The sequence below is a fragment of the Anaerotaenia torta genome (assembly GCF_050433395.1).
GTDB lineage: Bacteria > Bacillota > Clostridia > Lachnospirales > Lachnospiraceae > Mobilitalea > Mobilitalea torta.
In genome coordinates this window covers 18,316-44,038 of the sequence record NZ_JBNPXH010000017.1, presented here as the reverse complement: position 1 = coordinate 44,038, position 25,723 = coordinate 18,316, and the positions used below count along the sequence as shown (strand labels likewise).

Below are 25,723 nucleotides of genomic sequence, written 5' to 3'. Positions count from 1 at the left end.
CAAATATAAAAAAGCAATATAGAGAAATCTTTTGATGCAATTCTAACAAGATTGAAGTAGAATTGTTTTTTTTGTATTGTTAAGATAAGATATCGAAGGTGACGAACGGATACCTGTATAGGAAAGACAAGATAGTTTGAGAAAGGGCATGGTCATTATTATGAAAGTGATTATTTTAGGAGCAGGCGGACGCGGAAGAAACTATACACGATTTTGCAGACAATACAATGCGGATATCGTTGCTGTAGCAGACCCTGATAGAAAGAAATTAAATAAACTGGCGAAGGATTTTAAAATCCCGGAAGAAAGATTATATAGCGATTGGACACAGGTCCTGTCAAAAGAAAAATTTGCGGATGCGGTTATTAACGCGACTCCCGACAAGGTGCATTATTCATCAACAATAGCCGCCCTGGACAAAGGATATCATGTACTGGTGGAAAAGCCAATGTCTGATTCAGAGCAGGAATGCATTGATATGGTGGAAAAGGCGGAGGAAAAGAAGTTAATTCTCATGGTATGCCATGTATTGCGTTATGCTCCTTTTTTTGAAAAGCTGAAAGAGCTCTTGGAGGAGGAAAGAATAGGCCGTCTGGTGAATATGGAAATGACGGAAAATTGCGCTCACTGGCATTTTGTTCATTCCTATGTAAGGGGAGTTTTCAGGAATGAGACCATTTCCAGCCCGTTTATACTGGCAAAATCATGTCATGATCTGGATCTGATCGGTTATCTGACAGGAAAGAAGTGCTTATCCGTAGTTTCGGAAGGAGGTCTCACCTACTACAAGGAAGAGAATGCTCCGGAAGGCGCACCGGCTTTCTGTCTGGAAGGATGTCCTTATGAAACCTCCTGTCCCTATTTTGCGCCCAGACTTTATTTGAATCAGATCACCCAGGTGGGATGGCCTACGGAAAGCATCTCTGCGGATACCTCCTTTGCCGCCCGGTATGAGGTGTTGAAAAACGGTCAATATGGACGCTGCGTGTTTCACTGTGATAATGATGTCTGTGATCATCAAAGCGCGATCTTTGCCATGGAGGATGGCTTGACCGTATCCTTCAATATGACGGGCTTTTCCAGTGAGAACACCAGAACCATGCGTATCTTCGGCACAAAGGGAGACATCAGAGGACATCTGGACCGCGGCGAGATTGAAGTATACGATTTCCTGACGAAGGAAAAGAAGCAGATTTCCATCCAATCCGAAACAATTGTTTCCAGCCATGGAGGCGGAGACGCCAGACTGCTGAAAGATTTTTTGGATGCGGCCGGCGGGAAGGGCGGTAATAGGAAGACACTGGCCCGTCTGTCCCTGCAAAGCCATTTAATGGCCTTTGCTGCGGAGAAATCGAGAAGAGAAGGAAAGAGGATTCATCTGTAGGGAGGAATATCTTATGGAGATAAAAGAGCTGGAGAGCTACAGTCCTTCTCATTTCTATGATATAAAAAGCCAGTTAAAGGATTATGTGTATCATAACACCCTGATGAATCTGGAAAAGGGAAGACTTGCCCGCCGGCAGATTCATACCAGGGAGCAATTGCAGGAACGCCAGTCCTTTGTAAGAAAGCTATTTATAGAAGCATTGGGCGGAATTCCATCCTGTGGGACACCTTTAAATTCCCGGGTGACGGGGATAATAAGGGGTGACGGCTTCCGAATTGAGAAAGTGATTTACGAATCGAGACCGGATTGTTTTGTAACGGCCAATTTATATATACCGGATTCTGTCCGTCAGCCTTCCGGAGCGCTGTTGTTTCTTTGCGGGCATGATCCCCTGGCGAAACAGAGTGCTGAGTACCAGACGGTATGCCAATATCTTGTGCAAAGCGGCTTAATCGTCCTGGCAATGGACCCTGTGGGCCAGGGAGAACGGCTCAGCTATTATGAAAATGGAGCAGAGGTAATCGGCCGGGGAACAACAGAACATACTCATGCCGGACTCCAATGCCTGGCAACCGGATATCCCTCCGCAAGATATTTCCTTCATGATGCGGTGCGTGCCATTGATTACCTAATCAGCCGGCCGGAGGTGGATCCCCGCAACATAGGGGTGACCGGCAATTCCGGAGGGGGAACGCAGACAAGTATGCTGATGCTCTATGATGAAAGAATCAAGGCCTTTGCACCGGGGACTTTTATCACCGGCTACGGGGAGAATATACGGACCGGCGTTCCGCAGGATTCGGAGCAGAACTGGCCGGGGCTGATGGGATACGGGTTTGACCATGAAGACATTCTGCTGAGCGTGGCGCCCAAGCCGGTTGCCATTCTTGCCGCTTCCTATGATTTCTTCCCCATTGAAGGAACCAGAACCACCTTTAAAAATGCGTGCAGATACTGGGAACTGTGCGGGGAACCGGAGAAGCTTACCTATATGGAGGACGCTGTAAAGCATTCCTACTCCGTCCGTCATGCTAAATTTGCAGCCGATTTCTTTGTAAAGGCATTGGAGGTTGCTTCCTCAAGAGCTTCTCTTGAAGCAGAGGAAATTGAAATAAAGCTTTTTGAACCGGAGACACTCTGGTGTACGGGTGCAGGTCAAGTCAAAGAGGAAAAAGCGGACGCAAAAATTATTTTTGATGAAAATCTCAAGATACTGGATCAGCTTCAAAGAGATCGCAATGCATTAGAACCGGAAGAGAAGAAGAAACGGGCTTATCAATGGCTGAGGGAGAAGGTTTTTTTGGCACGTTATCCTGGTGCGGTGAACCTGAGGGAAGTTACGGAATTTCAATATGAGGATTTGACAGTAACATCTTATATTTGGAATTCCCAGGAAAGACTCATGAACCACTGCTTTGCAATAAAGCGGAAAGGCCTTGAGGAACCGGCCGCATCGCCGGTAATCGCCATATGGGACGGCGGCACGTCGAGACTGGAAGAGCATATGGAGTGGATACGGCAGGAATGTGGGAAGGATGCCGCAGTCTTTGTCCTGAATACTTCCGGTGTGGGTGGAATTGCCCCGTATCAGTTTGGAAACCGCGGGATATCCGAATTGTTCGGTACCACCTATAAATTAGCGGATGATCTGATACGCATGGGAGACAGCCTGTGTGCCCTCCGAACCTATGATGTTATACGGATGCTTGATATGCTGCAGGATTTAAAAGGAATTAACAGAGAAGAAATACGTATTTATGCACATGGTGATCAGGGGATGTATGGCCTTCTTGCAGCCTTGCTGGACGAACGAATCCAACATATCACGGTTCAGGGAAATCTGCCTGATTTTTCAGAATGGGTTGGTTCGCGGTATTATACCAGGGAGGATGTAATGAGTACCATGTTCCCGCAGGTGCTTCAATATTTTGATCTGAGCGAGTTATCCGGATGGCTGCAGAACGACAGCAGATTGGATTACCGGCAGGATTGATCGGGACAGCCGGATGGCTGCATGAGGACAGAATTGGCAGGAGGAAGGATTGGAAATGAAAAAATATGTTATCGTAGGTGCAGGTATGCGCGGCTATTACATGTATGGCAAGAGAATATCTGCAGAGGAATATAAAGAGGACGCATCCATCGAAGGAATTTATGATATCAATCCGGTGAGAGCGAGAGAATTTGCAAAGGACTGCGGCGGTTTTCCGGTTTATGATAATTTCGACAGGATGCTGGAAGAGGTAAAGCCGGACTATGTGATTGTTACCACGGTGGATTGTTATCATCATGAATATATCATCAAAGCGCTGGAAGCAGGCTGTGACGTGATTTCAGAGAAGCCCATGACCATTGATGAAGAGAAGTGCAATGCGATCCTGGAGGCGGAAAAGAGAACCGGTAAGCGGGTCCAGGTTACCTTTAATATGAGATTTATGCCTTATATGCAGAAGGTGAAGGCGCTGGTGAAGAGCGGAATCATCGGCAGGGTTCTTTCCGTTGACCTGGAATGGCATCTGGACACGAAGCATGGCGCGGATTATTTCAGAAGATGGCACCGGAATATTGAAAAAAGCGGAAGTCTCCTGCTCCATAAGTCAACGCATCATTTTGACATTATAAACTGGTGGCTTGATTCCTATCCGGAAGAAGTAAGCGCATTTGGCACCAGGAATTTCTACGGCCCCACCAGAAAAGAGAGAGGAACCAGGTGTCTCACCTGCCAGTACAAGGATACTTGTGAATATTACTGGAATATCGAAGACGGCGGAGATCCTTTTTACAAGCGTTTCTATTATGAAGCGGAGCAGGAGGACGGCTATATCCGGGATTCCTGTGTGTTTGATGAAAGCATCAATATCTATGACAGCATGGCGGTCAGTGTGAAGTATCAAAGCGGAGCATTGCTGAGCTATTCTTTAATCGCCCACAGTCCCTATGAGGGCTGGAAGGCCACCATCAGCGGCGAGAAAGGAAGGCTTGAGGTCGGAGAAATCTATACGGGACACGGGTCGGAGGATCCCTGTAATTATATTAAATTCTATAATCGCGAGGGGGAACTGATTACCTACCGCATTCCTAAATTAAAGGGAAGCCACGGCGGCGGGGATGATAAGCTGATCCGGATGCTGGTGAAGGAGGAGACGAAGGATGAATTAGGAGTTCTGGCAACCTCCATGGACGGCGCCATGTCCCTGCTCATCGGTGCAGCTGCAAACATCTCTATTAAAAACAAAGAAGTGGTTTCTATTGAAAACTTGTTGAAATGCCAATGATATTTATATCAAGGCTTTCATATAAAAAAACATTTTAAATGAAGGAGAAGAAAAGTATGAAAAAAAAGTTAGTTAGTGTAGTTCTTGTCTTAGCTATGTTAGTAACTGTATTGGCGGGTTGCAGCTCTTCTGAAAAGAAAAATGACACAACACCGACAAAACCGGCGGAGCAGGGAGGGCAGACCGAGGAACCTACGGATGCACCGAAGCTGGACCCCGTTACATTAAAGCTGGGGTTACCGGGCGGATACGATGTAACAAGCAAGGAAATTATTGACGGGTTTATTGCGGCATATCCTGAGATTACCGTAGAAATTGATGAAGCACCCTGGGGAGACTTTACCAAAAAGATCACCACTCAGATTGCAGGCGGAAACGCACCGGATATCTGGTTCCAGGAGAATGCGGCAGTACTTGGCTACGGAGCCATGGGTGCGGCAGAGGATTTAACTCCTTATATTGCAAGAGATCTGAATACGGCCGACTATTCTTCCGCACTGTTCTCAGCGCAGGACGGGGACAAAGTATGGGGCGCTCCTCATGGAGGAAATCCCATTGCTCTGGCATATAATAAGGATTTATTTGATGAGGCAGGAATTCCTTATCCTACGGACAGCTGGACCTATGAAGACATGATTAATGCGGCAAAAGAGCTTACAAAGGATAAGGACGGAGACGGAACAACAGATGTCTATGGTATGATAACAGGCTTTGGAATTACAGACGGATGGTTCCCCTGGATCAAATCCGCCGGCGGACAGGCATTGGATGAAACAAAGACCAAGGCAGTGTTCAATGATGAAAAATCTTTAAAGGGTATTACAGAATGGTTTAATACGGTAAATACCTATAAGGTAAGTCCCTCCAGAGCCGCTATGAATGAGCTGGGCGGATCGGCTCAGCTGTTCGGCAATGGTATGGGCGCTATGATGTTCTTACAGTATAGCCAGGGAGCAACCGTATTGAATGTGAACTTCCCTGATTTAAACTATGATACCGTTAAGATTCCTTCCGGATTTGACGGCAGCCCCAGAGTTGTTCCCAACATATGTAACAGCTGGATCATCTACTCTAAGGCAAAAGCAGAAAATAAAGAGGCGGCATGGACTTTCCTGAAATACTATTTAAGCTATGAGGCACAGAAGATTGTCGGTTCCAGCGGTTCCACACTTCCGGTTAACAACCAGGCTCTTGCGGAGCTTGACAACACGGGAACCAATCCCCTGAATAAAAGAGCTTATACGGAGGGTGTTGATGAAGCCGGTGTGACCATGGATGAAAACAAGTGCTGGAATGAATGGAGAACAGCTGCACAGCCGACCTTTAATGATATCGTTGACGGAAATATTGATGCGGCAACAGGATTAAACGATATTCACAATAATGTACAAAAGGTTTTGGATGATAATTTTAATTAATCAATTTATGATAACTCGATTATGAATTACATTGTGGGGGATGGAGCGTTAAATTGAAATCCCCCGCTTGTAATTATAGATTGGGAAAGGAGGAAGAATGAGAAAGAGTAATTTTTGGGGTCTGTTCTTTGTGTCACCGTTTATCCTTGGAATTCTGGTGTTTTTTACATTTCCCGTTCTGTTTTCAGGATATATCTCCTTTACAAAATGGGATATGTTTAACGCGCCCAAATGGGTTGGCTTAAAGAACTGGATTGATTCGGTAAAGGATCCTGTCACCTGGATTTCCTTTAGAAATGTCTTTTATTTCGCCTTGATATTTGTTCCTCTTCAAACGGTACTTGCCCTTATCATTGCCCATTTTTTAAATCAAAAAATAAGGCTGAAGGGATTCTTCAGAGCCTGCTATTTCCTGCCCAATGTTACCCCCTGGGTAGCGGGAGCCATTGTATGGAAGTTCCTATATGGATACGAATTCGGATTGTTGAACTACATCTTACGGGTACTTGGCTTCCAGGGCTCCCGTTGGTATGACAGCGGCTCCTGGTGGATTGCAATCGGAAGCCTTGCCATTATGAATGTGTGGAAGGGCATGGGTCAGACCATGGTTATCATGCTGGCCGGCATGCAAGGCGTACCGGCTGAAATCATCGAGGCGGCGAGAACGGAAGGAGCCAGTAAAAGAAAGATCTTTTGGAAGGTCACGGTTCCCCTGATTTCTCCCACTGTATTTCTGACCATGATTCTGTCGACCATCGCTGCCTTTACGGCATTTGATGTGTTCCTGACCATGTTTGATGTGTTCTCCCTGCCGGTTCAAAACAGCGTGGTTAATCTTACGGTATACCGTCAAGCATTTGTTTACGGGAAGATGGGCCCTGCGTCCGCTACGGCCTGGCTGCTGTTTCTGGTTATATTAGTTATAACCCTGGTGCAAAAGAAGTTAGAAAAGAGGTGGGTATATTATGACAACTAGAGTTTTGAAAAAGACGGTGAGCTATGTTCTTCTGACAGCAGGCGCGTTTGTCATGCTGATCCCATTTTTATGGGTGCTTTCCAGTTCTCTTAAAACGGCTTCCAATGTGCTGAAGATACCCCCTCAGTATATTCCTAACCCTATAACCTTTGAGAACTTCAAGACCGTGCTGGATAAGCTGTCCTTTATGAAGTACCTGGGAAACAGTTTTTTTGTGGTTTCCATGGATCTGATTGGGGCAATACTGTCTTCGGCAATGATTGGCTTTGGATTTGCCATGTTTAACTTCAAGGGAAAGACCCTGCTGTTCACCCTTATGCTGGCAACCTTGATGATGCCGGGCCAGGTAACGATGATTCCGGTTTATTTCATATGGTCAAAGCTTGGCTTTCTGGACAGCTATATACCGCTCATTGCGCCCAGCTTTCTGGGTCAGGCCATGGGTATCTTCCTATTCCATCAAAATTACAAGAGTATGCCCGGAGTGCTGTATGAATCAGCGGTAATTGACGGATGCAGCCCCATCGGTATCCTGTGTAAAATATATTTTCCGCTGTCGAAGCCGACCACAATGACTTTGGTTATTCTTACCTTTATAGGCGCATGGAATAATACCCTGGGACCGTTATTATATTTACAGACAAGAGAAAAATATACTCTGATCATGGGACTGCTGACCTTAAGCTCTTCTCCCACGGCACAGGCCAATATGGGAGTAAGCATGGCAGGCGCGGTGATTACAATGGCGCCGGTTATCGCTGTTTTCATTTTCGCGCAAAAATACTTTGTCCAGGGAAATATCGGTGCAGGTATTAAGGGCTAGTTCATTCGATTCTCTTCCGGAAGGCGCTGGGCGTGCATTGGTAATCTTTCGTAAACAGATTGATAAAATGCCCGATGCTGTTAAAGCCAACGGCATGACAGACCTCGGTTATATTCAGGGAGGAGTAGCGTAACAGTCTTTCCGCTTCAGACAGGCGCTTTTTATTAATAAAATTGACTACAGTAACTCCTGTGATTTCTTTAAAGGTATGGCTTAAGTAGAATTTGCTGATATATAGATTGCTGCAAATTTCCTCAAGGGTGATGGGCTGTGTATAATTATCGTTAATGTACCGTATGACCTTATATACCAGCTTGTCCTTTGGAGAAAGCTTCGGAGTTGATGTTTCATAAATTTCGTCGGAGGACAGATCTAAAATAGTAATGAAAAGCTCGATCAGAGCACACAGCATAGCGATTTTTTTATAGTCGGAGGTTATGGTCCGGGAAACATTATAAAGATGCATAACACCATGATCCAGAAGCTTTTTACTCTTATCATTGCGAAAGGAAACCTTTCTTTTGGATGAGAAGATCTCCTGCATTTTATTCGACAGTTCTTCACTGTATAAGCTGATCTGCTGAAGGATTTTCGGATGAAACAGGATAAGAATACGGCTTCTTTCATTTTCATGCTGATAAACCGTGCGGTGAAAGAGGAAGGGCTGGATAAAGACCAGATCATTCTCACGGACAGTGTATACTTCATTATCTATGAAATAGGTCATTTCATTTCCGAGGTAGTAGTACATTTCATAAAAGTCATGGTAGTGATCCCATCGTTTCGATGAGTCAACATGATTATTTGCTTTATCAACAAGCAGATATTCATCAAAAGTCTTATGGATATAGGGATCGTACAAGGATTAACACCAGCTTTCTATGAGTAATGGATTGCTTTATTATATATTAATTCAGAAACAAAGTAAAGAAGGGCATCATGATTGATCAATACGGAGGTAAAACAAAATGAATATCAGAAGATTAAAGGATTCAGCAGAATTAGGGAAGGAGGCCGCGAAATTATCGGCTGAAATTATAAAGAAGGCAATTGCTGAGAAGGGCAGGGCAAGAATTGTACTTTCTACCGGTGCCTCTCAATTTGATACATTGAAGGCATTAACTGAAACAGATGTTGACTGGAGTAAGGTTGAGATGTATCATTTAGATGAATACAGGGATCTGCCGGAAACTCACCCGGCAAGCTTCCGCAAGTACCTGAAGGACCGTTTCATCAGCCAGGTTAATCTGGGACAGGCCCATCTGGTCTGCGGAGAGGGTGATGTAACGAAGAACATTGCAGAATTAACCAAGAGCATCCGGGAAGCGGAGATTGATCTGGGACTCATCGGTATCGGACAAAATGCGCATATTGCTTTTAATGATCCGCCGGCAGACTTTCTGACAGAAGAGGCTTATATCATTGTTAATCTGGATGACGCATGTAAAAAACAGCAGGTTTCCGAGGGATGGTTTGCGACCATTGACGATGTACCGAAGCAGGCTGTCTCCATGACGGTATATCAGATTATGCAGTGTAAAAACATCATTTCCTGCGTACCTTCCAAGGTGAAGGCAAATGCAATAAAAAGTATGATAGACAATCCGGTCACCAATCTTATACCCGCGACCATGCTGAAAATGCATAACAGCATGACGCTTTTCCTGGATGAAGAATCTGCCTCATTGCTGTAGAAACCATACGCAGATAAAGGAAGGGAGGAATGGATATAATCCATGGATACAATCATGAGAATATTATTTAAGAATGCAAATATAATAAGTGCCGCGGGGATAACCCCCGGTGAACTCCTGGTGGAAGGCGATAAGATAAAAAGGGTCGCGTACAATGAGACCATAGATATGCCCTGTGATCAGGTAGTGGACGTTCAACATAAATATCTTTCTCCCGGATTTATTGATCTGCATACCCACGGCGGAGGCGGGTCTGATTTTATGGACGGAACCCTGGATGCCATCTATCATGCTTCCAGGGAACATCTGAAATACGGAACCACCTCCATTGTTCCGACGACTTTGACAAGCACCCGGGAAGATCTGCTTGAATTTCTGGATTTATTTAATCAGGTGGAGCTTACGAAGGAAGGCTGTCCCAATATCTTAGGCCTGCATTTGGAAGGACCGTATTTCTCCTATAACCAGAGAGGGGCACAGGACCCCAGATACTTGAGAAATCCGGATAAAGAGGAGTATATGGAAGCGCTGCGGAGGACGGACCGCATTATCCGCTGGTCCTTTGCCGTGGAATTAGACGGTTCCAGGGAGTTTTTAGCCGAACTCAGAAAGCATGGTATCGTCAGCTCCCTGGCCCATTCCGACGCAACCTGTGCAGAAGTGATTGACAGCTATGAAAACGGACTGGCAGCATTGACTCATTTTTATTCCTCCATGTCCACGGTAATCAGAAAAAACTCCTACCGGATTGCGGGAGCTGTGGAAGCAGGCTATCTGATCGACGATTTGTTTGTGGAGGTCATAGCTGATGGCAAGCATTTGCCAAAGGAATTACTGCAGCTGATCTATAAGATGAAGGGTCCGGATCGGATCTGCCTGGTGACAGATTCCATGAGAGGGGCAGGAATGCCTGACGGCCGGTCGATCTTAGGCAACAGGGACTGCGGAATGGAAGTAGTGATCGAGGACGGCGTGGCGAAGCTGCCCGACAGAAGCGCTTTTGCAGGCAGCGTGGCAACTGCCGACAGGCTGGTAAGAACGTTTTATCAGTTAACAGGCGCTCCCCTGCACGAGGTGGTGAGGATGATGACCTTAACCCCCGCTAAGCTGTTAAAAATCGATTCTCAAAAAGGCTCTATTGCAGAAGGAAAAGATGCGGATCTCATTATTTTTGATGAAAATATTAATGTGGATTTTGTAATGGTAAGCGGTTTGATTAATCAGATGACATGAGTGAGCGGAATAATACGGAAATGGGGGAACATATGAAGGAGAGCCAGGCTTTTTTGAAAGAGTTTACGAGGAAGATTGATTTCCCGGAAGAGGCGCAGGAAGTATATGAAAGTATTCTTCAGAGAATTCTCACGGAATCTGACCATGTGGGCGGGATCATTTCATCGGTGGATTTATTCGGGAATCAAAAGTATAAAGAGGCCTTTGACGCGGCGGATCAATTGGCGGATGAGATGGGGGTTCACAGGTATACCCTATCCATGCTGCTGCTGATATTGTGTGCGGAGCCGCTGCTTTTGCAGTATCGTGAGAAAGGGGTTCCGGAGGAGATCTATTGGAATTCGATGAAGGATCTGTGCTATAAGCTGCTGGAATGCCACAAGGTATATGGTATCTGGGGAACCTTTGTGCGTGATTGGTATCCAAGGTTTTATCAGGTAGACCGGTTTGCTTTGGGACGTATCCAATATGAATTTTCTGTATTGCAGTTAGAGGATTATGAAATAAACGGAATTAAAGTTAAGACGGGGGACAAAGTGCTCAATATGCACATCCCCTCCAGCGGAGCGTTTACGGAAGAGATGCGGTTGGACTCTTATAAGAAAGCCTACGCGTTTTTTAATAGTGAGTTTGGCGGGAAGGCGATCCCCATGGTGTGCTCTTCCTGGCTGCTGTACCAGGGCAACAAGGAATTCTTGCCGGAGAATTCCAATATTCTCGGCTTCATGGATGATTTTACTTATATCAAGAGTACAACAGAAGAAAAATTTCACGATGCCTGGAGGGTGTTTGGCAAGGATGCTGAAAAGGGGCCGCAGGGCTGGCCGCGGAAGAGTACTCTGCAGAAAAGACTGGCGGAATATCTGGAAAGAGGCGGAAAGACCGGAAGCGGATATGGAATATTCTTGTTTGACGGTGAAAAGATTGTAAGATAGCATACCGGATAACGAATGATTTGTAAGAATTTCAGATTCAGAACAGTAAAAAAGGTTAAGATTTCTGCAAAGCAGAGCTTAACCTTTTTGGATGGAAGGATGGTTTTAAGAGTTATTCTTATATTTTTCCTCTTCTATTGGACGTTATGAGCTATATAATGGTTCCATTTCATTCCTTGTTTTTGTAGTTGGCAGAAGGGAGGAATGATGTTAAAATGGTTCCAACAATTAAGATAAGGATGTGCACAATTTGAGGAAAATTATAGGTTACCTGAGAGCAAGTGTTGTACCGTTTTTGGCGGCATTGGCAATTATGAGTGTTGCGATGTTCTGTTTTCAAAGTATTTATCAAGTGATGCTTGCGCTATATATAAGAATATCCGGAGGGCCGGAGAAATCCTCAGAGGGTGAGGCGCTTTTCCAGGAAGTGATCTCCGGGATGTCCGGGGATGTGAATTATTTCATATCGGTTTCCTCTGTTTTGATCTGCGGGATCGTGTTTTACTTCTGGTACCGCCGTGAGATGTCCGGACAGCAGAGGAGAAGGCTTCTATCCATTATTAAGGGAAAGAATTTATATTTTTTTGTGATGCTGGGCATTGGCTGCCAGCTGTTCTTTTCGGGGGTGATGAGCCTGCTTCAGCCTGTATTTCCGGAACAGTTTGAGGACTACAGTGAGACCGTGGGGAGTATCCTTGGAAGTAACCCGCTGCTGGTGATTATTTATATGATTGTCATAGCCCCGGTTGCGGAGGAGCTGATTTTCCGAGGGGTGATACTGGAAAGAATGAGAAAGACGGTTCCCTTTTTGGGAGCCAATCTGTTGCAGGCGCTGTTCTTCGGAATTTATCACGGGAATATCATTCAAGGGATTTATGCCAGTGCTATGGGCTTTTTACTGGGCCTGTTCTGCCATAGATTTCGTTCCCTTTCTGCCTCCATATTGCTGCATATGATAATTAACAGCAGTGTAGTTGTTGTCATGCTGTTCCCTGCGGCTGCAGCCAGCTATATTATTATGGCTGTTGCCGGGGCGGGGGCCTGTGTGCTGAGCTTCCGCTGGTTGGAGCTGTGGAAGGAAGGGAGTATACAATAGAACAGGGGGAGGGGCAACCTGTCTCCCTATGCCGAAGCAGCACATATTGCCTGTGCCAACCGGAACTGGAAGACCCTGGGCGCAAAGTCTTTATGTATTGGAAAGGATAACTATGAAGAAGCCAGCGAGAAAGAAGGTATTTCTCTTCATTCGGAAATTTACAGGAAAGGTTTGCCAATGGAAAATTTTTCAATCTAAAACTCCTTTTCCACTATTGATTGTATCAATGGTTTATGAGGTTGGGGACAAGGTTTTTACAGAAGGTTTTTTACAAACACTTGACTTTGACGTCGTGTCGTAGTTTATCATAAATATAAAACAGGGGAGGGGGATTTAAATGTCTATTGAAAACCAAGCAACATTTTATTTCCGTAATGTTTGCGATTACGATCCAAGCATAAAGAGTGATATTGCTTTAACCGATTTTATGGTTAGAGGGTTTACCGAATTCAGCGCCCTTTTACGCACGATATATCTAGATTGGAAGTCTTATGAAATATCAACAATTCCATGTGAACAGACGAAAATTGGGATCATGGCCGATGATCTTGAAAATTATCATAATTTAACTGATACATTGGACTGCCTTTATGCCATTGCCACAGTTGGTGAATTATGTTCTGAAGGTGAATTCCCATATTTATTTGCCGGTAAATCACTTTTCAAAAGCGCATACAAAAAGTCTGTCACGTTCTCATTTGGAATGCTTAGAAAATATGGGTTTTGCTTTAAGTATTATAAAGATGATAAAGAAACAGCAGATTATAAACGATGTGACTCTTTTAGAATTTATTATGAAAATGATAAGTATTTAATTGAGGCAATTAAGTTTGCCGCAGATCGGCTGATGCATCTGGAAAAGAAAAAAGAAATGCCTGAAAAAGTAGCTTTTATGCTGTCCGACTATTATTTCATACTGACCGGACAAATCAACCAAAATCCTCTGCAGGAAAGTATTTTAAAAACATTGGGCTCGTTAAACGGTTTATGGAAACAAATTGTCCGTGCAGTGCAGGACGATTGCGGGCTTGTTGCGGATTCATCCTTCAACCCCTATGTCTTTCCCAATAGGGTTGTAACATACAAACGGGGAAAAAAGACGATCTGCAAATTCGGAATTACTGCGGACCGCTTGAATGTGCGATTACCGCTGCTGTTTGAAGCAGCGAAGGCTTTGATTATGAAGAGAAAAATTTTGCCTCAGAGTATTAATCAAAATATTGATGGGTTTGGTTGTGTTGGCTGTGGGAAATGCGAAGCTCAAAGTAACATCATGATGGTTGAAGGTGTGCCGGTTTGTAATCTTCCTTACAGTAATTTTGTGACGGAAGATTCCAGATGCCTGTGCTTTGACATATCACGCAAAGAAGAAGTGGATGTTATCTGGGATATTATTAAAAATTATGCAGTTGAATTATGACAAAAACTACATGCATGATACGTCAATAAAAGCTTTTCCCATTAAGAGGAATATATGCCTTTCTTTATATTGGAAAATATGTTACTATAAACTTAAACTTAACGGTATCATGCGGATAAACGGGAATTGGGAGGTTGCCGAGCAGAGATCATAGGATATTATTAACCCGGATAGAAAGCCAAAATCTATCCGGGTCTTTTAACCTATGGAACACTAGAATTCAATTTCAGAAAGTAATACCGGACGGTTTTCCTCCAGGGACTTCTTCGCAGCCTTGGCAATCAGTACCGGCTGTAAGCCGTCGTTAATATTAACGGGAACCTCGGTATCATTGATAACCGCCTGGACAAACAGGGACACCTCCTTGGAGAAGGAAGCCATATAGCGTTCCAGGAAGAAATACAGGGGCTTCTCGCCGGTAACTCCGTCCGCAGTGCTGAGAACGGCGGTAGAGCCGGTATCATTGGTGACTGCCACCTGACCCTTGGAGCCGAAGACTTCCGCACGCTGGTCATATCCATAATCAGCCTGGCGGGAATTATCGATTACAGCCAGAGCACCGTTGGACAGCTTCATGTTGATAATAGCGGTGTCGATGTCGCCTTCCTTGCGGATTGCCGGATTCACCAGGGCTGTTCCGCTGGCATATACCTCTACCACATCGCTGGAGGTCAGATAACGTACCATATCGAAATCATGGATGGTCATATCAAGGAACATTCCGCCGGATACTCTGACATATTCCAACGGAGGAGCCTCCGGATCTCTGGAGGTAACCTTTACAATATGGACATCGCCGATCTTTCCCTCTTCCACCGCTTTATGTACGGCTTCAAAATTATGATCAAACCGGCGGTTAAAGCCAACCTGGAACTTCACGCCGGATTGCTCCAGGGCTTCCATAACCCCTTTGATTTTAGCCAGGTCCTGGGAAACAGGCTTTTCACAGAAAACATGCTTCTTTGCCTGAATGGCTTCTATTGCTATGTCTGCGTGGGTATCTGTAGAGGAGCAGATCAATACAGCCTGAATATCGCCGTCCTGAAGGATGTCCTTATAATTTGTATGGATCTTTTGAATTCCCAGATTCTTTGCCCATGCGGCAGTTGCTTCGTTCATAAACGGATCCGCAATTGCGGTAACCTGAGCGTCCTTTACGTGATATGTAATACTTTCTGCATGTACTTTACCGATTCTTCCGGCACCAATTATACCGATATTTAACATGGTTTCATATCCTTTCCTATGGAGTGGTATGGGTTATTAATGTGATTTGATTATAGCATGATGTTGACAACAATACAATTAAAATATAACAATAATATAATGAAAACATATCAAGAATAGCGGATGTTTATTAAAAATTATTGATTTATTATTAAGATATGGTATAATGTCCACGATAAGCAGAATGGATAAGTGCAGCGTGAATGAAAGGACGCAGCCTTTGAGTTCCTAATCTGCGGACATGATATACTGGAACAAAAGGGTTACAATCGTTTTAACAAGGGAGATTTGTATGGGAATGAAGTCGATTCGAATCAAGCAGATGGAGCAATATATTCTGGAGCGCGATCTGGTGTCCATGGAGGAGCTGCGGGGCAAATTCGGGATATCTATGAACACGGTTCGCCTGGATGTAGCTCAGCTTGTGAATAAAGGAGTGATTCGTAAGGTATACGGCGGTGTCTGCAGTAACCAGAAGGGGAATCTGATTCCTTTTGAAGAGCGTCAGGCCAGGAACATCCAGGGCAAGATTGCAGTGGGCAAAGCGGCTGCGGGACTGGTGGAGGAGGGCGATATTATCTATATCGATTCCGGAACAACCACCATGTATCTGGTGGATTATCTGTTATCCTGCAATTCTGTTACCGTGATAACCAATAATCTCAATGTGATTAACCGGGCGGTTGCCATACCGAATATCAATGTCATTTCCCTTCCGGGAACACTGGAGAGGAAGACGAATTCCTTCGCCTCTGCGGATACGGTGCGCGCCCTGGAGAAATATAATATAAGAAAGTCCTTCATGGCTTCCTCCGGCATCACGCAAGGGGGGATGATTACCAATTCCTCGCCTCTTGAATATGAGATCAAGAAGGCTGCCATCGCCGTAAGCGCAAAATCCTATCTGATGATTGATTCTTCCAAATACGGAAAGAGCGGAATGCTGACCTATGCCGATATGGCGGAGATGGATAAGGTGATTGTCGATGAGAATGTGAATCCCAATCTGCTGGCTTTGCTGGAGAAAAGGAATGTGAGTACCGTAATTGCACCTCTTTCCGAAGAAGAATAAGAATATAGATTGAAGCATTGTCTTCCCGATTCAGTGAATTTTTGTTCGCTGGATCGGGTGTTTTTTGTTTCAAAACAATTGACTACCAATGATATTTGTGGTAACTTAATGTTAAATGGTTGGTAAGTTATAATTATATCCCAGTGTTAGAACAGAAAGGTGAGTGCACTAGTGTCATTAGTCAGTTTGAAAACTATTTTATCGGAAGCGGAGCAGGGGAATTATGGGGTGGGTGCTTTCAGTGTTGCCAATATGGAGATGGTGATGGGAGCCATTGAGGCAGCGGAGGAATGTGCTTCCCCGATTATCCTGCAGGTGGCTCAGGTGCGCCTTCTCTATTCACCCATCCGTCTGCTTGGGCCCATGATGCTTGAAGCGGCAAGACAGACAGCGGTTCCTGTTGCGGTTCATTTTGATCATGGATTAGATCTTCCGGCAATCGAGGAGTCTTTGAAGCTGGGATTTACCTCGGTTATGATCGATGCTTCCCATCTGCCCCTGGAGGAGAATATAGAACTTACGGCAAGGGTAAAGAAGGCAGCAGACTGCTACGGAGCCTCGGTGGAAGCGGAGGTAGGCCAGCTGGGCGGCAGTGAGGATGGTCTGACGGATCAGGGAATGTACTTTTCGGATCCGGAAGAAGTAAAGCGGTTGTACGAGAATACGGGAGTGGATGCCATTGCCCTATCAATCGGCAATATCCATGGTCTCTATAAGGCGGAGCCACGGCTCAATTTTTCAATTCTGGAGAGGACAAGGGAAGAGGTTGGGGTTCCCCTGGTTCTGCACGGAGGCTCGGGAATCAGCAGTGAAGATTTCAGACATTGCATCCGTCTGGGGATTCGCAAGATTAATATAGCCACAGCTAATTTCCTGTCAGTGGAGGGGGCAGTAAGAGAGTATTGCCGGGAGGCCCGGAGGGACTACTTTGCCATGAGTGAGGCCATGGTTCAGGGAATGAAGAAGAATGTAATGGAGCATATCAGCATATTTCAAAGCAATAATAGAGTGTAAAGGCTTTGCACTGCTGTAAGACAGCAAAAGGGAGGATTATAATGGGATACATAGAATTTGCAAAGGAAAGACCTCTGGATATCGTACCGATTGGAAGGATTGCCATTGATTTTAACCCCGTTGACTATTACAAGCCCCTTTCCGAGAGTACCACCTTTAAGAAATATCTGGGCGGTTCTCCGGCAAATATCGCGGTAGGGATGGCCCGCCTGGGTAAGAAGGTAGGCTTTATCGCCAAGGTATCGGCGGATCAGTTCGGCGATTTTGTGGTAAATTATTTTGACAGGGAGGGAATCGACACCTCCCATATCAGCAGATGCCGGAACGGGGAGAAGCTGGGCCTTACCTTTACGGAGATATTAAGTGAGACACAGAGCAGTATATTGATGTATCGGAATGAAATCGCGGACCTGCAGCTGGAGGTATCGGATGTGGATGAAGAATATATTAAGAACACCAAGGCAATCCTGATCTCCGGTACCGCCCTTGCCATGAGTCCCAGCAGGGAAGCGGCGCTGAAGGCCATGTATCTGGCGAAGAAGCATGGGACGGTCATTATATTTGATATCGATTACCGGCCTTATAACTGGAAGAATGAAGAGGAGATTGCGATTTATTATTCCACGGTTGCGAAGAACAGTGATATTATCCTCGGTTCCAGGGAGGAATTTGATCTGACTCAGAGGTTTCTCGCGCCCGGCGCCGGGGATGAGGCAACAGCCGCTTACTGGCATGAACAGGGAGTGAAGATTGTTGTGATCAAGCACGGCAAGGAAGGCTCCAGGGCTTATACCAACGATGGGAGCAATTACGGGATCAGGCCATTCCCGGTAAAGCTGCTGAAATCCTTCGGCGGCGGTGACGGCTACGCATCTGCGTTCTTGTACGGCTTGCTGGAGGGGTGGGAGATGATTGACTGTCTGGAATTCGGCAGCGCTTCCGCGGCTCTGCTAGTTGCCAGCCACGCCTGTTCCGAGGATATGCCCTCCGCGGAGAAGGTTTCGGGCTTTATCAAAGAATGCAAAGAGAAATACGGAGAGATGATAGCTAGGGTATAAAAGGAAGAATAAAATTCAGCGAGAAAGGGCGAGTTATTCCTATGTTTGATTATCCGGCATTTAATGAAGAGGGAAAAAAGATAGTATCCAGAATAGATGGCATCAACCGGGAAATGTGGATGGATATTACTGTTTTCCGGATGAAGAAGGGACAGGAATATGAATTTTATGAAAACGGCAAGGAGATGGCGCTGCTGCTTCTTGGCGGTTCTCTGGAATATGGTTGGGCATCCGGAACGCATACCGCAAGGAGGAAGGACGTATTCACCGATGCGCCCTATTGCCTTCATGTCTGCCGGGACAACAAGGTAATTGTCCGTGCAAGGGAGGACAGTGAGCTGCTGGTGCAGGCAACGGATAATGAAAGAAGCTTTCCGGGGAGGTTATACGGGCCGGAAGACTGCAAGATAGAGTTGATGGGAGAGGCCCAGTGGGAGGGAACCGCCAAAAGGGAAGTGCTTACCATCTTTGATTATCATAACGCACCCTATTCCAATATGGTGATGGGGGAAGTAATTACGAAGGCCGGACGCTGGTCCAGTTATATTCCCCACAGTCATCCCCAGCCGGAGGTTTATTACTATAAATTTGAGAGACCCCAGGGCTTTGGGGCATGTTTTATCGGAGATAATGTTTATAAAGTGCTGGACGGCAGCGCGGCGTCGATCCCCGGCGGACTGACCCATCCCCAGACGGCAGCTCCGGGTTATCATATGTATTATTGCTGGATGATACGTCACCTGGAGAATAATCCCTGGACAACACGGGACAATGATCCGGCGCATGAGTGGCTCATTTCTCTGTGAACAGGAACCGTGTGAGTGACGGTTGAAAGAGGAAGAAGGGAGAGATATATATGGGAAAGACGAGGATGACAGTCGGGCAGGCTCTGGTAAGGTTTTTGGATAACCAGTATGTAAGTCTGGACGGCCGGGAAGAGAAATTTGTAGATGGAGTATTCACCATCTTTGGGCATGGCATTGTATGCGGCCTGGGACAGGCGCTGGAGGAGAATCCCCTGGGGCTGAAGGTATACCAGGGACGGAATGAACAGGGAATGGCCCATGCGGCGGCAGGCTTTGCAAAGCAGAGCAACCGAAGGAGAATTATTGCCTGCGCTTCCTCCGTGGGACCGGGAGCCGCCAATATGGTTACCGCCGTGGCGGACGCCACGGCGAATAATGTGCCCTTGCTGGTATTTACGGGAGATACCTATGCCACCAGGCAGCCGGATCCGGTGCTCCAGCAGATTGAGCAGTTTCATGATGCCTCGGTCACGACCAGCGACGCGTTCCGTCCGGTATCCAGGTACTGGGACAGAGTGAGCCGCCCGGAGCAGCTGATGACGGCAATGATCAATGCCATGAGAATACTCACCGATCCGGAAAAGGCGGGGGGCGTATGCATCAGCCTGCCCCAGGACGTTCAGGGGGAGGCCTTTGACTATCCTGATTACTTTTTCAAAAAAAGAGTCCATCGTATTGCCAGAATACAGCCGGATGAGGAGGAAGCCGAGGAAGCCGCGGCGCTGATTCTCAGAAAGAAGAAGCCCATGGTTATCGTCGGCGGCGGCGTGCGCTATTCCGAAGCCGGAGCAAGGCTGCTGGAATTCTGTGAGAAATATAACATCCCCTTTGGAGAGACCCAATCGGGAAAGAGTGCCGTTGCTTCCTCCCATCCCTTGAACCTGGGAGGGATCGGAGTGACCGGCAATTCGGCCGCCAACTGCATCGCTTCCCAGGCGGATCTGATTATCGGTGTCGGCACAAGGTTAACGGACTTTACCACCGGCTCCAAGGAGCTGTTCCGGAATTCGGAGGTGGAGCTCCTGCTGGTGAATGTATCAAGCTATCATGCGCAGAAGCTGGATGGGATTCCGGTGGTCGCGGATGCCAGAAAGGGCCTGGAGGTAATCATGGCTCTGCTGGACAGAACCGGATACCGCACTGTATACGGGGAGGAGATCCGGCTTGCCAGAGAGGGCTGGGAGCGGGAAATGAAGCGGTTGACCGGGCTTTGCTATGACGAAAATTATCAATCCCTGGTGGAGGCGAAGGAAGAGGGCGTGGAAGAAGACTTTATCCGGGCTACGGGCGGAACGCTGGTGCAGACAACGGCAATCGGTATTATTCGTGAATTGATTGAACCGGATGCCATTGTGGTTGGCGCGTCGGGAAGCCTGCCGGGTGATCTTCAGAGAATGTGGACCACGGATGCGAAGGATTCCTACCATATGGAATACGGATATTCCTGCATGGGCTACGAGATCGCGGCGGCCCTGGGCGCGAAGCTGGCTCAGCCGGAGCGCGCGTCTTATGCCATGGTGGGTGACGGAGCCTTCATGATGATGCATTCGGAGATCGCCACCGCCTTGCAGGAGGATAAGAAAATCACGGTGCTGCTCTTTGATAATTGCGGCTTTGGATGTATTAACAATTTGCAGATGGGAAAAGGCATGGGAAGCCTTGCCACCATGTTCCGCTATCGTGACAAGGCCAGCGGAAAGCAGAATGGCAGGCTGATAGAAACGGACTTCGCCATGATAGGCCGGGGCTATGGAATGACCGCCTATACCGCCAGGAATGAACAGGAGCTGAGAGAAGCCCTGGAACTGGCGAAGAAGTCGGAAAACAGCGTGCTCATTGATATCAAGGTGCTTCCCAAATCCATGACGGACGGTTATGATGCCTGGTGGCATGTAGGGATCGGGGACAGTGAGACCAATGAGAAGATCAAGGCTGCTTATACGGACCGGATGGAGCATCTGGAACGGGCCAGGATGTATTAGATCAAAGCAGACAAGAACAATCGGAAGAGTTAGGAAAGAAATGGAATGCATATATTTTATTGCTGCAAATGCGGCGGATGGAGGATAAAGGATGGACAAAAGTAAGATTATGCTGGGGATTGCGCCGATTGGCTGGACCAATGACGATATGCCGGCCCTGGGCGGAGAGAATACCTTTGAGCAATGCATCAGTGAGATGGCGCTGGCGGGATTTACCGGCTGCGAGGTGGGCAACAAGTATCCAAAGGATACAAAGGAGCTGAAGGAAGCGCTGGATCTCAGGGGAATGAGAATTGCAAGCAAATGGTTTTCTTCTTTTCTGGCTGTGAAACCTTACGAGGAGACAGAGAAAGAATTTATTAAGGAGCTGGATTATCTGGAGGCATTGGGTGCCAACCGGATTAATGTCTCGGAACAGAGCCATTCGGTTCAGGGCAATGAGGAGCTGTCGATTTACGACCACAAGGTACATTTTACCGGGGAGGAATGGAAGCGGCTCTGTGAAGGGCTGGACAAGCTGGGCAAGCTGGCGAAGGATCGGGGTTTTAAGCTGTGCTTCCATCACCATATGGGAACCGGCGTGCAGACCGTTGCAGAGACAGAGCGGCTGATGGAGAACACGGATAAGGAGCTGGTATTCCTGTGTTATGATTCGGGACATTTTACCTTCTCCGGAGAAGATCCTTTGATTATATTGAGAAAATATCCTGAACGGATCGGGCATGTACATCTGAAGGATGTAAGGCCGGAGGTGCTGAAGAGGGTGACGGAGGGCAGATGGTCCTTCCTTAAGGCAGTCAGAGAGGGGACCTTTACCGTGCCCGGGGATGGATGCGTTGATTTTAAATCCATTTTTGAGGAACTGGATAAGAGCGGTTATGAGGGCTGGCTTCTGGTGGAAGCAGAGCAGGACCCTGCTAAGGCAAATCCCTTCCGGTATGCCAAGATGGCCAGGAGCTACATCAGGGAGATGATCAATATCTGACCCGGCCTGACCGGATACCCGGTATATTGCGTCGGTGAGCTGTTTTCAGGAATCCGGCCGGATATGGATCAGATCCATGCCGTTGGAACGGCAGAAGGAGGATGAAATGGAAAAATTAAAATATTTTGCAGGCGGTCAATATAGAGAATCCCGGACGGATCAATATAACGAGGTCTACAATCCCAGTACCGGTGAGGTAACTGCTATGGTTCCCTGCTGTACGGCAGATGAGGTGGAGGAAGTAATCGGGATTGCCAAGGCGGCCTACAGCCGGTGGTCCAGGGTTCCTGTAGTAAAGCGTGTCCAGGTGCTATACAAGCTGCGCAGTCTAATTGAGGCGCATATGGACGAGCTGACCAACCTGGTGGCACAGGAGCACGGTAAGGTATGGGATGAGGCCATGGGCGATGTGCTCAAGGCAAAGGAAGGAACGGAGCTGGCCTGCTCCGCACCCAGTTTAATTCTCGGAGAGGCCCTAATGAATGCCTCCGCAGGCTTTGATACCGTATTATACCGCGAATCCATCGGTGTTTTTGCCGGGATTGTCCCCTTTAATTTCCCTGCCATGATTCCCATGGGATGGATGGCGCCCCTGTGTATTGCGGCAGGCAATACCATAGTGCTGAAGGTATCCAGCTCCACCCCCAGAACGGCGCTGCGATTTGCAGAGCTTTATAAAGAGGCGGGACTGCCGGATGGTGTGTTGAATATTGTAATGTGCAGCCGGAAGGAAGCAGAAATATTCCTGACCCATCCGGATGTTAAGGGAATTTCCTTTGTAGGATCAACTTCCGTCGGCAAGCATATCTACTCTGTGGCAGCAGCTCATGGCAAGCGGGTACAGGCTCTGTGTGAAGCAAAGAACCATGCGCTTGTACTGAAGGATGCGCCCATTGACCGTACCGCGGCAGGGATTATCAATTCTGCTTTTGGCTGTGCCGGAGAACGCTGTATGGCATTGCCGGTGGTAGCTGCGGAGGAGGAGATTGCGGATGAGCTGGTTGCGAAGCTGGTGGAACTGGCAAAGGGTTTGAAGCTGGGCCCTGCGTATGACAAAACCTCGACCCTGGGTCCTGTGGTTGATCAGAAGCATAAGCAGAGCATCCTGGGCTGGATTCAAAAAGGAATTGAGGAAGGCGCAAAGCTGGCGCTGGATGGCAGGGATGCTGTTGTTAAAGGCTATGAGAACGGCTTTTACCTGGCTCCGACGATCTTTGACCATGTAACGGAGGAGATGTCCATAGGTACTGCGGAGATCTTTGGACCGGTACTATGCATTAAGCGGGTGAAAAGCTTTGAGGAAGGGCTGGAGGTCATGAATAACAATCCCTTCGCCAACGGCTCCGTTATCTTTACCCAGAACGGTTATTATGCAAGAGAATTTTCGGCAAGAACCCATGGCGGCATGGTTGGAATTAATGTGGGCATTCCGGTGCCTGTCGGCGTCTTTCCTTTCTCAGGGCACAAGGATTCCTTCTTCGGCGATCTTCATTGTCTCGGCAAGGACGGCATCCGCTTCTATACGGAGAGTAAGTGTGTGACTGCCAGATGGTTTGATGAGGAAGAGAGCAGGAATACCAGGGTATCTACCTGGGACGGAACGATTTAGGAAATACCGCTGGTGAATAGAATTCGGGCTTTAAAATCAGGCATCCCAGACCTTAAACGGAATGGGATGCTGTTTTTTGTAAAAAGAAATCGGGAAAGTGTGATATTATGTATTAAATGACTCGGAAAAATGTGAAGGGTTGCATTGTATTTTTGAGATTTTTGTGATATGCTAACGACATATCTCTGAAAGGATGGTGATCTTACTTGAAGCGCAATGCATTGCAGGATTTAATCGAGTGGAAGAGCAGTGAGGAGCGTAAGCCCCTTGTGCTGAAAGGCGCACGGCAGGTCGGTAAGACCTGGCTCATGAAGGAGTTTGGTAAGAACTATTACGAGGATTATGTCTACTTTAACTTTGACGAAGAGGATGAACTAAAATCCATCTTTGAGACGAACAAGAATCCGCAGAGGATTATTGAGCTTCTTTCTCTGATTGCCGGAGTCAAAATTTTGCCGGAGCAGACCCTTGTCATCTTTGATGAGATTCAGGAATGTCCGGAAGCCCTCAACACGCTGAAATATTTTAAGGAAAAGGCAAATGAATATCATGTGATTGCCGCCGGGAGTTTGCTGGGAACCCTGCTTGCGCAGCCGAAATCTTATCCTGTTGGGATGGTCAACCTCTTAACGATCTATCCGTTGATGTTTGACGAATTCCTTGCTGCAACGGATGAATCGCTGTATGCCTACTATCTCGGCATTAAAAAGGAACAGCAGATCGAGACGATTTTTCATAACAGGTTTCTGGAGGCTTATAGCAATTATTTAATTATTGGAGGCATGCCCGAATGTGTTGCCTCATGGGTGAAGAATAAAGATCCGAAAAAAATTGCTCAGATTCATCATGAGCTTATTACTGTATACGAGAATGATTTTTCTAAGCATAACGGGAAAGTCAACAGTGGACGCCTTCTGATGGTATTTCGCAGCATCGTTTCACAGCTTGCAAAGCCAAATGAAAAGTTCATGTATGGAGCGGTTCGGGAAGGCGGGCGCGCAAGGGATTTTGAGGAGGCCATTGAATGGCTTGTTTCAGCAGGTATGCTTCATCGTGTCTACAATGTTTCCAAGCTGGAGCATCCGCTTGCCGCCTTTGACAAATTGGATTGTTTTAAGCTTTTTGTATTTGACACCGGGTTGCTGAAAGCGATGGCAGGCATCGATAACGGTGCAATTCTGCTCAAGACGGATTACCAGTTTAAAGGACCTTTGACTGAAAATTATGTCCTGCAGCAGCTTCAGGGACAGTTTGAGCTTTCACCGCGCTACTATGCCGACAAACATGGAGAAATTGATTTCGTACTACAGTATGGCAGATCGATTATCCCCATAGAGGTAAAGGGGGGTGAAGAGAAGTCCGCACCGTCTTTTAAACGATATGTAAGAGAAAATGGACCGGAGTGTGCCATCCGGTTTTCAAAACGGAGTTACTTAAAAAATGGCCTAATCGTCAATATCCCGCTTTATCTTGCGAGAAAGACAAGAGAGCTGCTGTGATTGCAGTATTTGCATTTATGAAAAGATAGTGGTATAATGACCACGATATATAAACAAAGTAGTCCATGTGGCCTAGAGAATAGATCTGGCTTACCGGAAGCAATGGTAACACGTTGACGGCAACGGATATACTACCGGCCGCGTAGCGTTATATGGATAAATGCAGCATGAGCGAAGTCCCTGGGACCGAGCCGTAGTCTGTGTACAGCAGTGC

21 protein-coding genes are annotated in these 25,723 nt (G+C 46.7%); 19 read left to right on the top strand and 2 right to left on the bottom strand.

All coding sequences use genetic code 11. The features are described 5' to 3' along the window. The first annotated feature begins 160 nt into the window (after positions 1-160). The 6 genes from HNQ56_RS22235 (at position 161) to HNQ56_RS22210 (ending at position 7,879) form a co-directional block, all read left to right on the top strand. Positions 161-1,384 carry a Gfo/Idh/MocA family protein gene (locus tag HNQ56_RS22235; protein ID WP_429150541.1) on the top strand — a complete coding sequence of 408 codons (1,224 nt, stop codon included), beginning with the start codon at positions 161-163 and terminating at the stop codon, positions 1,382-1,384. A 13-nt stretch (positions 1,385-1,397) separates the two neighbouring features. After that, positions 1,398-3,380 carry an alpha/beta hydrolase family protein gene (locus tag HNQ56_RS22230; protein WP_429150539.1) on the top strand — a complete coding sequence of 661 codons (1,983 nt, stop codon included), beginning with the start codon at positions 1,398-1,400 and terminating at the stop codon, positions 3,378-3,380. Positions 3,381-3,435: 55 nt separating this feature from the next. Beyond that, positions 3,436-4,662 (top strand): Gfo/Idh/MocA family oxidoreductase, encoded by a 1,227-nt coding sequence (locus tag HNQ56_RS22225; RefSeq protein WP_429150537.1) that lies wholly within the window; start codon positions 3,436-3,438, stop codon positions 4,660-4,662. Between the two features lie 56 nt (positions 4,663-4,718). Beyond that, positions 4,719-6,080 (top strand): ABC transporter substrate-binding protein, encoded by a 1,362-nt coding sequence (locus tag HNQ56_RS22220; protein ID WP_429150535.1) that lies wholly within the window; start codon positions 4,719-4,721, stop codon positions 6,078-6,080. Positions 6,081-6,177: 97 nt separating this feature from the next. Further along, on the top strand, positions 6,178-7,056 hold the full coding sequence (locus tag HNQ56_RS22215; protein WP_429150534.1) for a carbohydrate ABC transporter permease: 879 nt from the start codon (positions 6,178-6,180) through the stop codon (positions 7,054-7,056). Then, positions 7,046-7,879 (top strand): carbohydrate ABC transporter permease, encoded by an 834-nt coding sequence (locus HNQ56_RS22210; protein ID WP_429150533.1) that lies wholly within the window; start codon positions 7,046-7,048, stop codon positions 7,877-7,879. Before HNQ56_RS22215 ends, HNQ56_RS22210 begins: the two co-directional genes overlap by 11 nt. Before the next feature lies 1 nt (position 7,880). On the opposite strand, the gene HNQ56_RS22205 is transcribed toward HNQ56_RS22210, so the two are convergent. Then, positions 7,881-8,741, bottom strand: coding sequence for a helix-turn-helix domain-containing protein (locus HNQ56_RS22205; RefSeq protein ID WP_429150531.1), 861 nt, complete (start codon positions 8,739-8,741; stop codon positions 7,881-7,883). 106 nt (positions 8,742-8,847) lie between these two features. Between HNQ56_RS22205 and HNQ56_RS22200 the strand changes: the two genes are divergently transcribed. From HNQ56_RS22200 to HNQ56_RS22180, 5 genes are all read left to right on the top strand, one after another. Continuing rightward, positions 8,848-9,573 carry a glucosamine-6-phosphate deaminase gene (locus HNQ56_RS22200; RefSeq protein ID WP_429150530.1) on the top strand — a complete coding sequence of 242 codons (726 nt, stop codon included), beginning with the start codon at positions 8,848-8,850 and terminating at the stop codon, positions 9,571-9,573. A gap of 54 nt (positions 9,574-9,627) precedes the next feature. Further along, on the top strand, positions 9,628-10,806 hold the full coding sequence (gene nagA, locus HNQ56_RS22195; RefSeq protein ID WP_429150528.1) for an N-acetylglucosamine-6-phosphate deacetylase: 1,179 nt from the start codon (positions 9,628-9,630) through the stop codon (positions 10,804-10,806). Then, positions 10,803-11,741 (top strand): acyltransferase domain-containing protein, encoded by a 939-nt coding sequence (locus HNQ56_RS22190; RefSeq protein ID WP_429150527.1) that lies wholly within the window; start codon positions 10,803-10,805, stop codon positions 11,739-11,741. Before nagA ends, HNQ56_RS22190 begins: the two co-directional genes overlap by 4 nt. A 250-nt stretch (positions 11,742-11,991) precedes the next feature. Next, entirely contained in the window at positions 11,992-12,837 is an 846-nt protein-coding gene (locus tag HNQ56_RS22185) for a CPBP family intramembrane glutamic endopeptidase (protein ID WP_429150526.1), read from the top strand. 337 nt (positions 12,838-13,174) lie between these two features. Beyond that, positions 13,175-14,257 (top strand): hypothetical protein, encoded by a 1,083-nt coding sequence (locus tag HNQ56_RS22180; RefSeq protein WP_429150525.1) that lies wholly within the window; start codon positions 13,175-13,177, stop codon positions 14,255-14,257. A 213-nt stretch (positions 14,258-14,470) separates the two neighbouring features. Here the strand turns inward: HNQ56_RS22180 and iolG are convergent, their stop codons facing one another. Further along, positions 14,471-15,484, bottom strand: a complete 1,014-nt coding sequence (gene iolG / locus HNQ56_RS22175) for an inositol 2-dehydrogenase (protein ID WP_429150523.1) — start codon at positions 15,482-15,484, stop codon at positions 14,471-14,473. Positions 15,485-15,776: 292 nt separating this feature from the next. Here iolG and HNQ56_RS22170 point away from each other — a divergent pair, with 292 nt between their 5' ends. The 8 genes from HNQ56_RS22170 (at position 15,777) to HNQ56_RS22135 (ending at position 25,509) form a co-directional block, all read left to right on the top strand. Continuing rightward, complete coding sequence (locus tag HNQ56_RS22170; RefSeq protein WP_429150522.1) at positions 15,777-16,556, top strand: DeoR/GlpR family DNA-binding transcription regulator; 780 nt, start codon at positions 15,777-15,779, stop codon at positions 16,554-16,556. Positions 16,557-16,727: 171 nt separating this feature from the next. Continuing rightward, positions 16,728-17,570 (top strand): class II fructose-bisphosphate aldolase, encoded by an 843-nt coding sequence (locus tag HNQ56_RS22165; RefSeq protein ID WP_429150521.1) that lies wholly within the window; start codon positions 16,728-16,730, stop codon positions 17,568-17,570. A gap of 41 nt (positions 17,571-17,611) precedes the next feature. Continuing rightward, complete coding sequence (gene iolC / locus HNQ56_RS22160) at positions 17,612-18,628, top strand: 5-dehydro-2-deoxygluconokinase (RefSeq protein ID WP_429150520.1); 1,017 nt, start codon at positions 17,612-17,614, stop codon at positions 18,626-18,628. A 41-nt stretch (positions 18,629-18,669) separates the two neighbouring features. After that, positions 18,670-19,434 (top strand): 5-deoxy-glucuronate isomerase, encoded by a 765-nt coding sequence (locus tag HNQ56_RS22155; RefSeq protein ID WP_429150519.1) that lies wholly within the window; start codon positions 18,670-18,672, stop codon positions 19,432-19,434. 50 nt (positions 19,435-19,484) lie between these two features. Continuing rightward, the gene (gene iolD / locus HNQ56_RS22150) at positions 19,485-21,416 is read left to right on the top strand and encodes a 3D-(3,5/4)-trihydroxycyclohexane-1,2-dione acylhydrolase (decyclizing) (protein WP_429150517.1); all 1,932 of its coding nucleotides are present in this window, start codon (positions 19,485-19,487) and stop codon (positions 21,414-21,416) included. 91 nt (positions 21,417-21,507) lie between these two features. Further along, positions 21,508-22,401 (top strand): myo-inosose-2 dehydratase, encoded by an 894-nt coding sequence (gene iolE, locus HNQ56_RS22145; RefSeq protein WP_429150516.1) that lies wholly within the window; start codon positions 21,508-21,510, stop codon positions 22,399-22,401. Between the two features lie 106 nt (positions 22,402-22,507). Next, positions 22,508-24,010 (top strand): CoA-acylating methylmalonate-semialdehyde dehydrogenase, encoded by a 1,503-nt coding sequence (locus HNQ56_RS22140; protein WP_429150514.1) that lies wholly within the window; start codon positions 22,508-22,510, stop codon positions 24,008-24,010. Between the two features lie 206 nt (positions 24,011-24,216). Beyond that, a complete protein-coding gene (locus HNQ56_RS22135; RefSeq protein WP_429150512.1) occupies positions 24,217-25,509 on the top strand; it encodes an ATP-binding protein in 1,293 nt (430 codons plus the stop codon). Positions 25,510-25,723: the final 214 nt, after the last annotated feature.

What these genes read in the sequence shown, in the direction of transcription:
- HNQ56_RS22235 (WP_429150541.1), top strand. Translation starts at nt 161, where the DNA reads ATGAAAGTGATTATTTTAGGAGCAGGCGGACGCGGAAGAAACTATACA.
- HNQ56_RS22230 (WP_429150539.1), top strand. Translation starts at nt 1,398, where the DNA reads ATGGAGATAAAAGAGCTGGAGAGCTACAGTCCTTCTCATTTCTATGAT.
- HNQ56_RS22225 (WP_429150537.1), top strand. Translation starts at nt 3,436, where the DNA reads ATGAAAAAATATGTTATCGTAGGTGCAGGTATGCGCGGCTATTACATG.
- HNQ56_RS22220 (WP_429150535.1), top strand. Translation starts at nt 4,719, where the DNA reads ATGAAAAAAAAGTTAGTTAGTGTAGTTCTTGTCTTAGCTATGTTAGTA.
- HNQ56_RS22215 (WP_429150534.1), top strand. Translation starts at nt 6,178, where the DNA reads ATGAGAAAGAGTAATTTTTGGGGTCTGTTCTTTGTGTCACCGTTTATC.
- HNQ56_RS22210 (WP_429150533.1), top strand. Translation starts at nt 7,046, where the DNA reads ATGACAACTAGAGTTTTGAAAAAGACGGTGAGCTATGTTCTTCTGACA.
- HNQ56_RS22200 (WP_429150530.1), top strand. Translation starts at nt 8,848, where the DNA reads ATGAATATCAGAAGATTAAAGGATTCAGCAGAATTAGGGAAGGAGGCC.
- nagA (WP_429150528.1), top strand. Translation starts at nt 9,628, where the DNA reads ATGAGAATATTATTTAAGAATGCAAATATAATAAGTGCCGCGGGGATA.
- HNQ56_RS22190 (WP_429150527.1), top strand. Translation starts at nt 10,803, where the DNA reads ATGAGTGAGCGGAATAATACGGAAATGGGGGAACATATGAAGGAGAGC.
- HNQ56_RS22180 (WP_429150525.1), top strand. Translation starts at nt 13,175, where the DNA reads ATGTCTATTGAAAACCAAGCAACATTTTATTTCCGTAATGTTTGCGAT.
- iolG (WP_429150523.1), bottom strand. Translation starts at nt 15,484, where the DNA reads ATGTTAAATATCGGTATAATTGGTGCCGGAAGAATCGGTAAAGTACAT.
- HNQ56_RS22170 (WP_429150522.1), top strand. Translation starts at nt 15,777, where the DNA reads ATGGGAATGAAGTCGATTCGAATCAAGCAGATGGAGCAATATATTCTG.
- iolC (WP_429150520.1), top strand. Translation starts at nt 17,612, where the DNA reads ATGGGATACATAGAATTTGCAAAGGAAAGACCTCTGGATATCGTACCG.
- HNQ56_RS22155 (WP_429150519.1), top strand. Translation starts at nt 18,670, where the DNA reads ATGTTTGATTATCCGGCATTTAATGAAGAGGGAAAAAAGATAGTATCC.
- iolD (WP_429150517.1), top strand. Translation starts at nt 19,485, where the DNA reads ATGGGAAAGACGAGGATGACAGTCGGGCAGGCTCTGGTAAGGTTTTTG.
- iolE (WP_429150516.1), top strand. Translation starts at nt 21,508, where the DNA reads ATGGACAAAAGTAAGATTATGCTGGGGATTGCGCCGATTGGCTGGACC.
- HNQ56_RS22140 (WP_429150514.1), top strand. Translation starts at nt 22,508, where the DNA reads ATGGAAAAATTAAAATATTTTGCAGGCGGTCAATATAGAGAATCCCGG.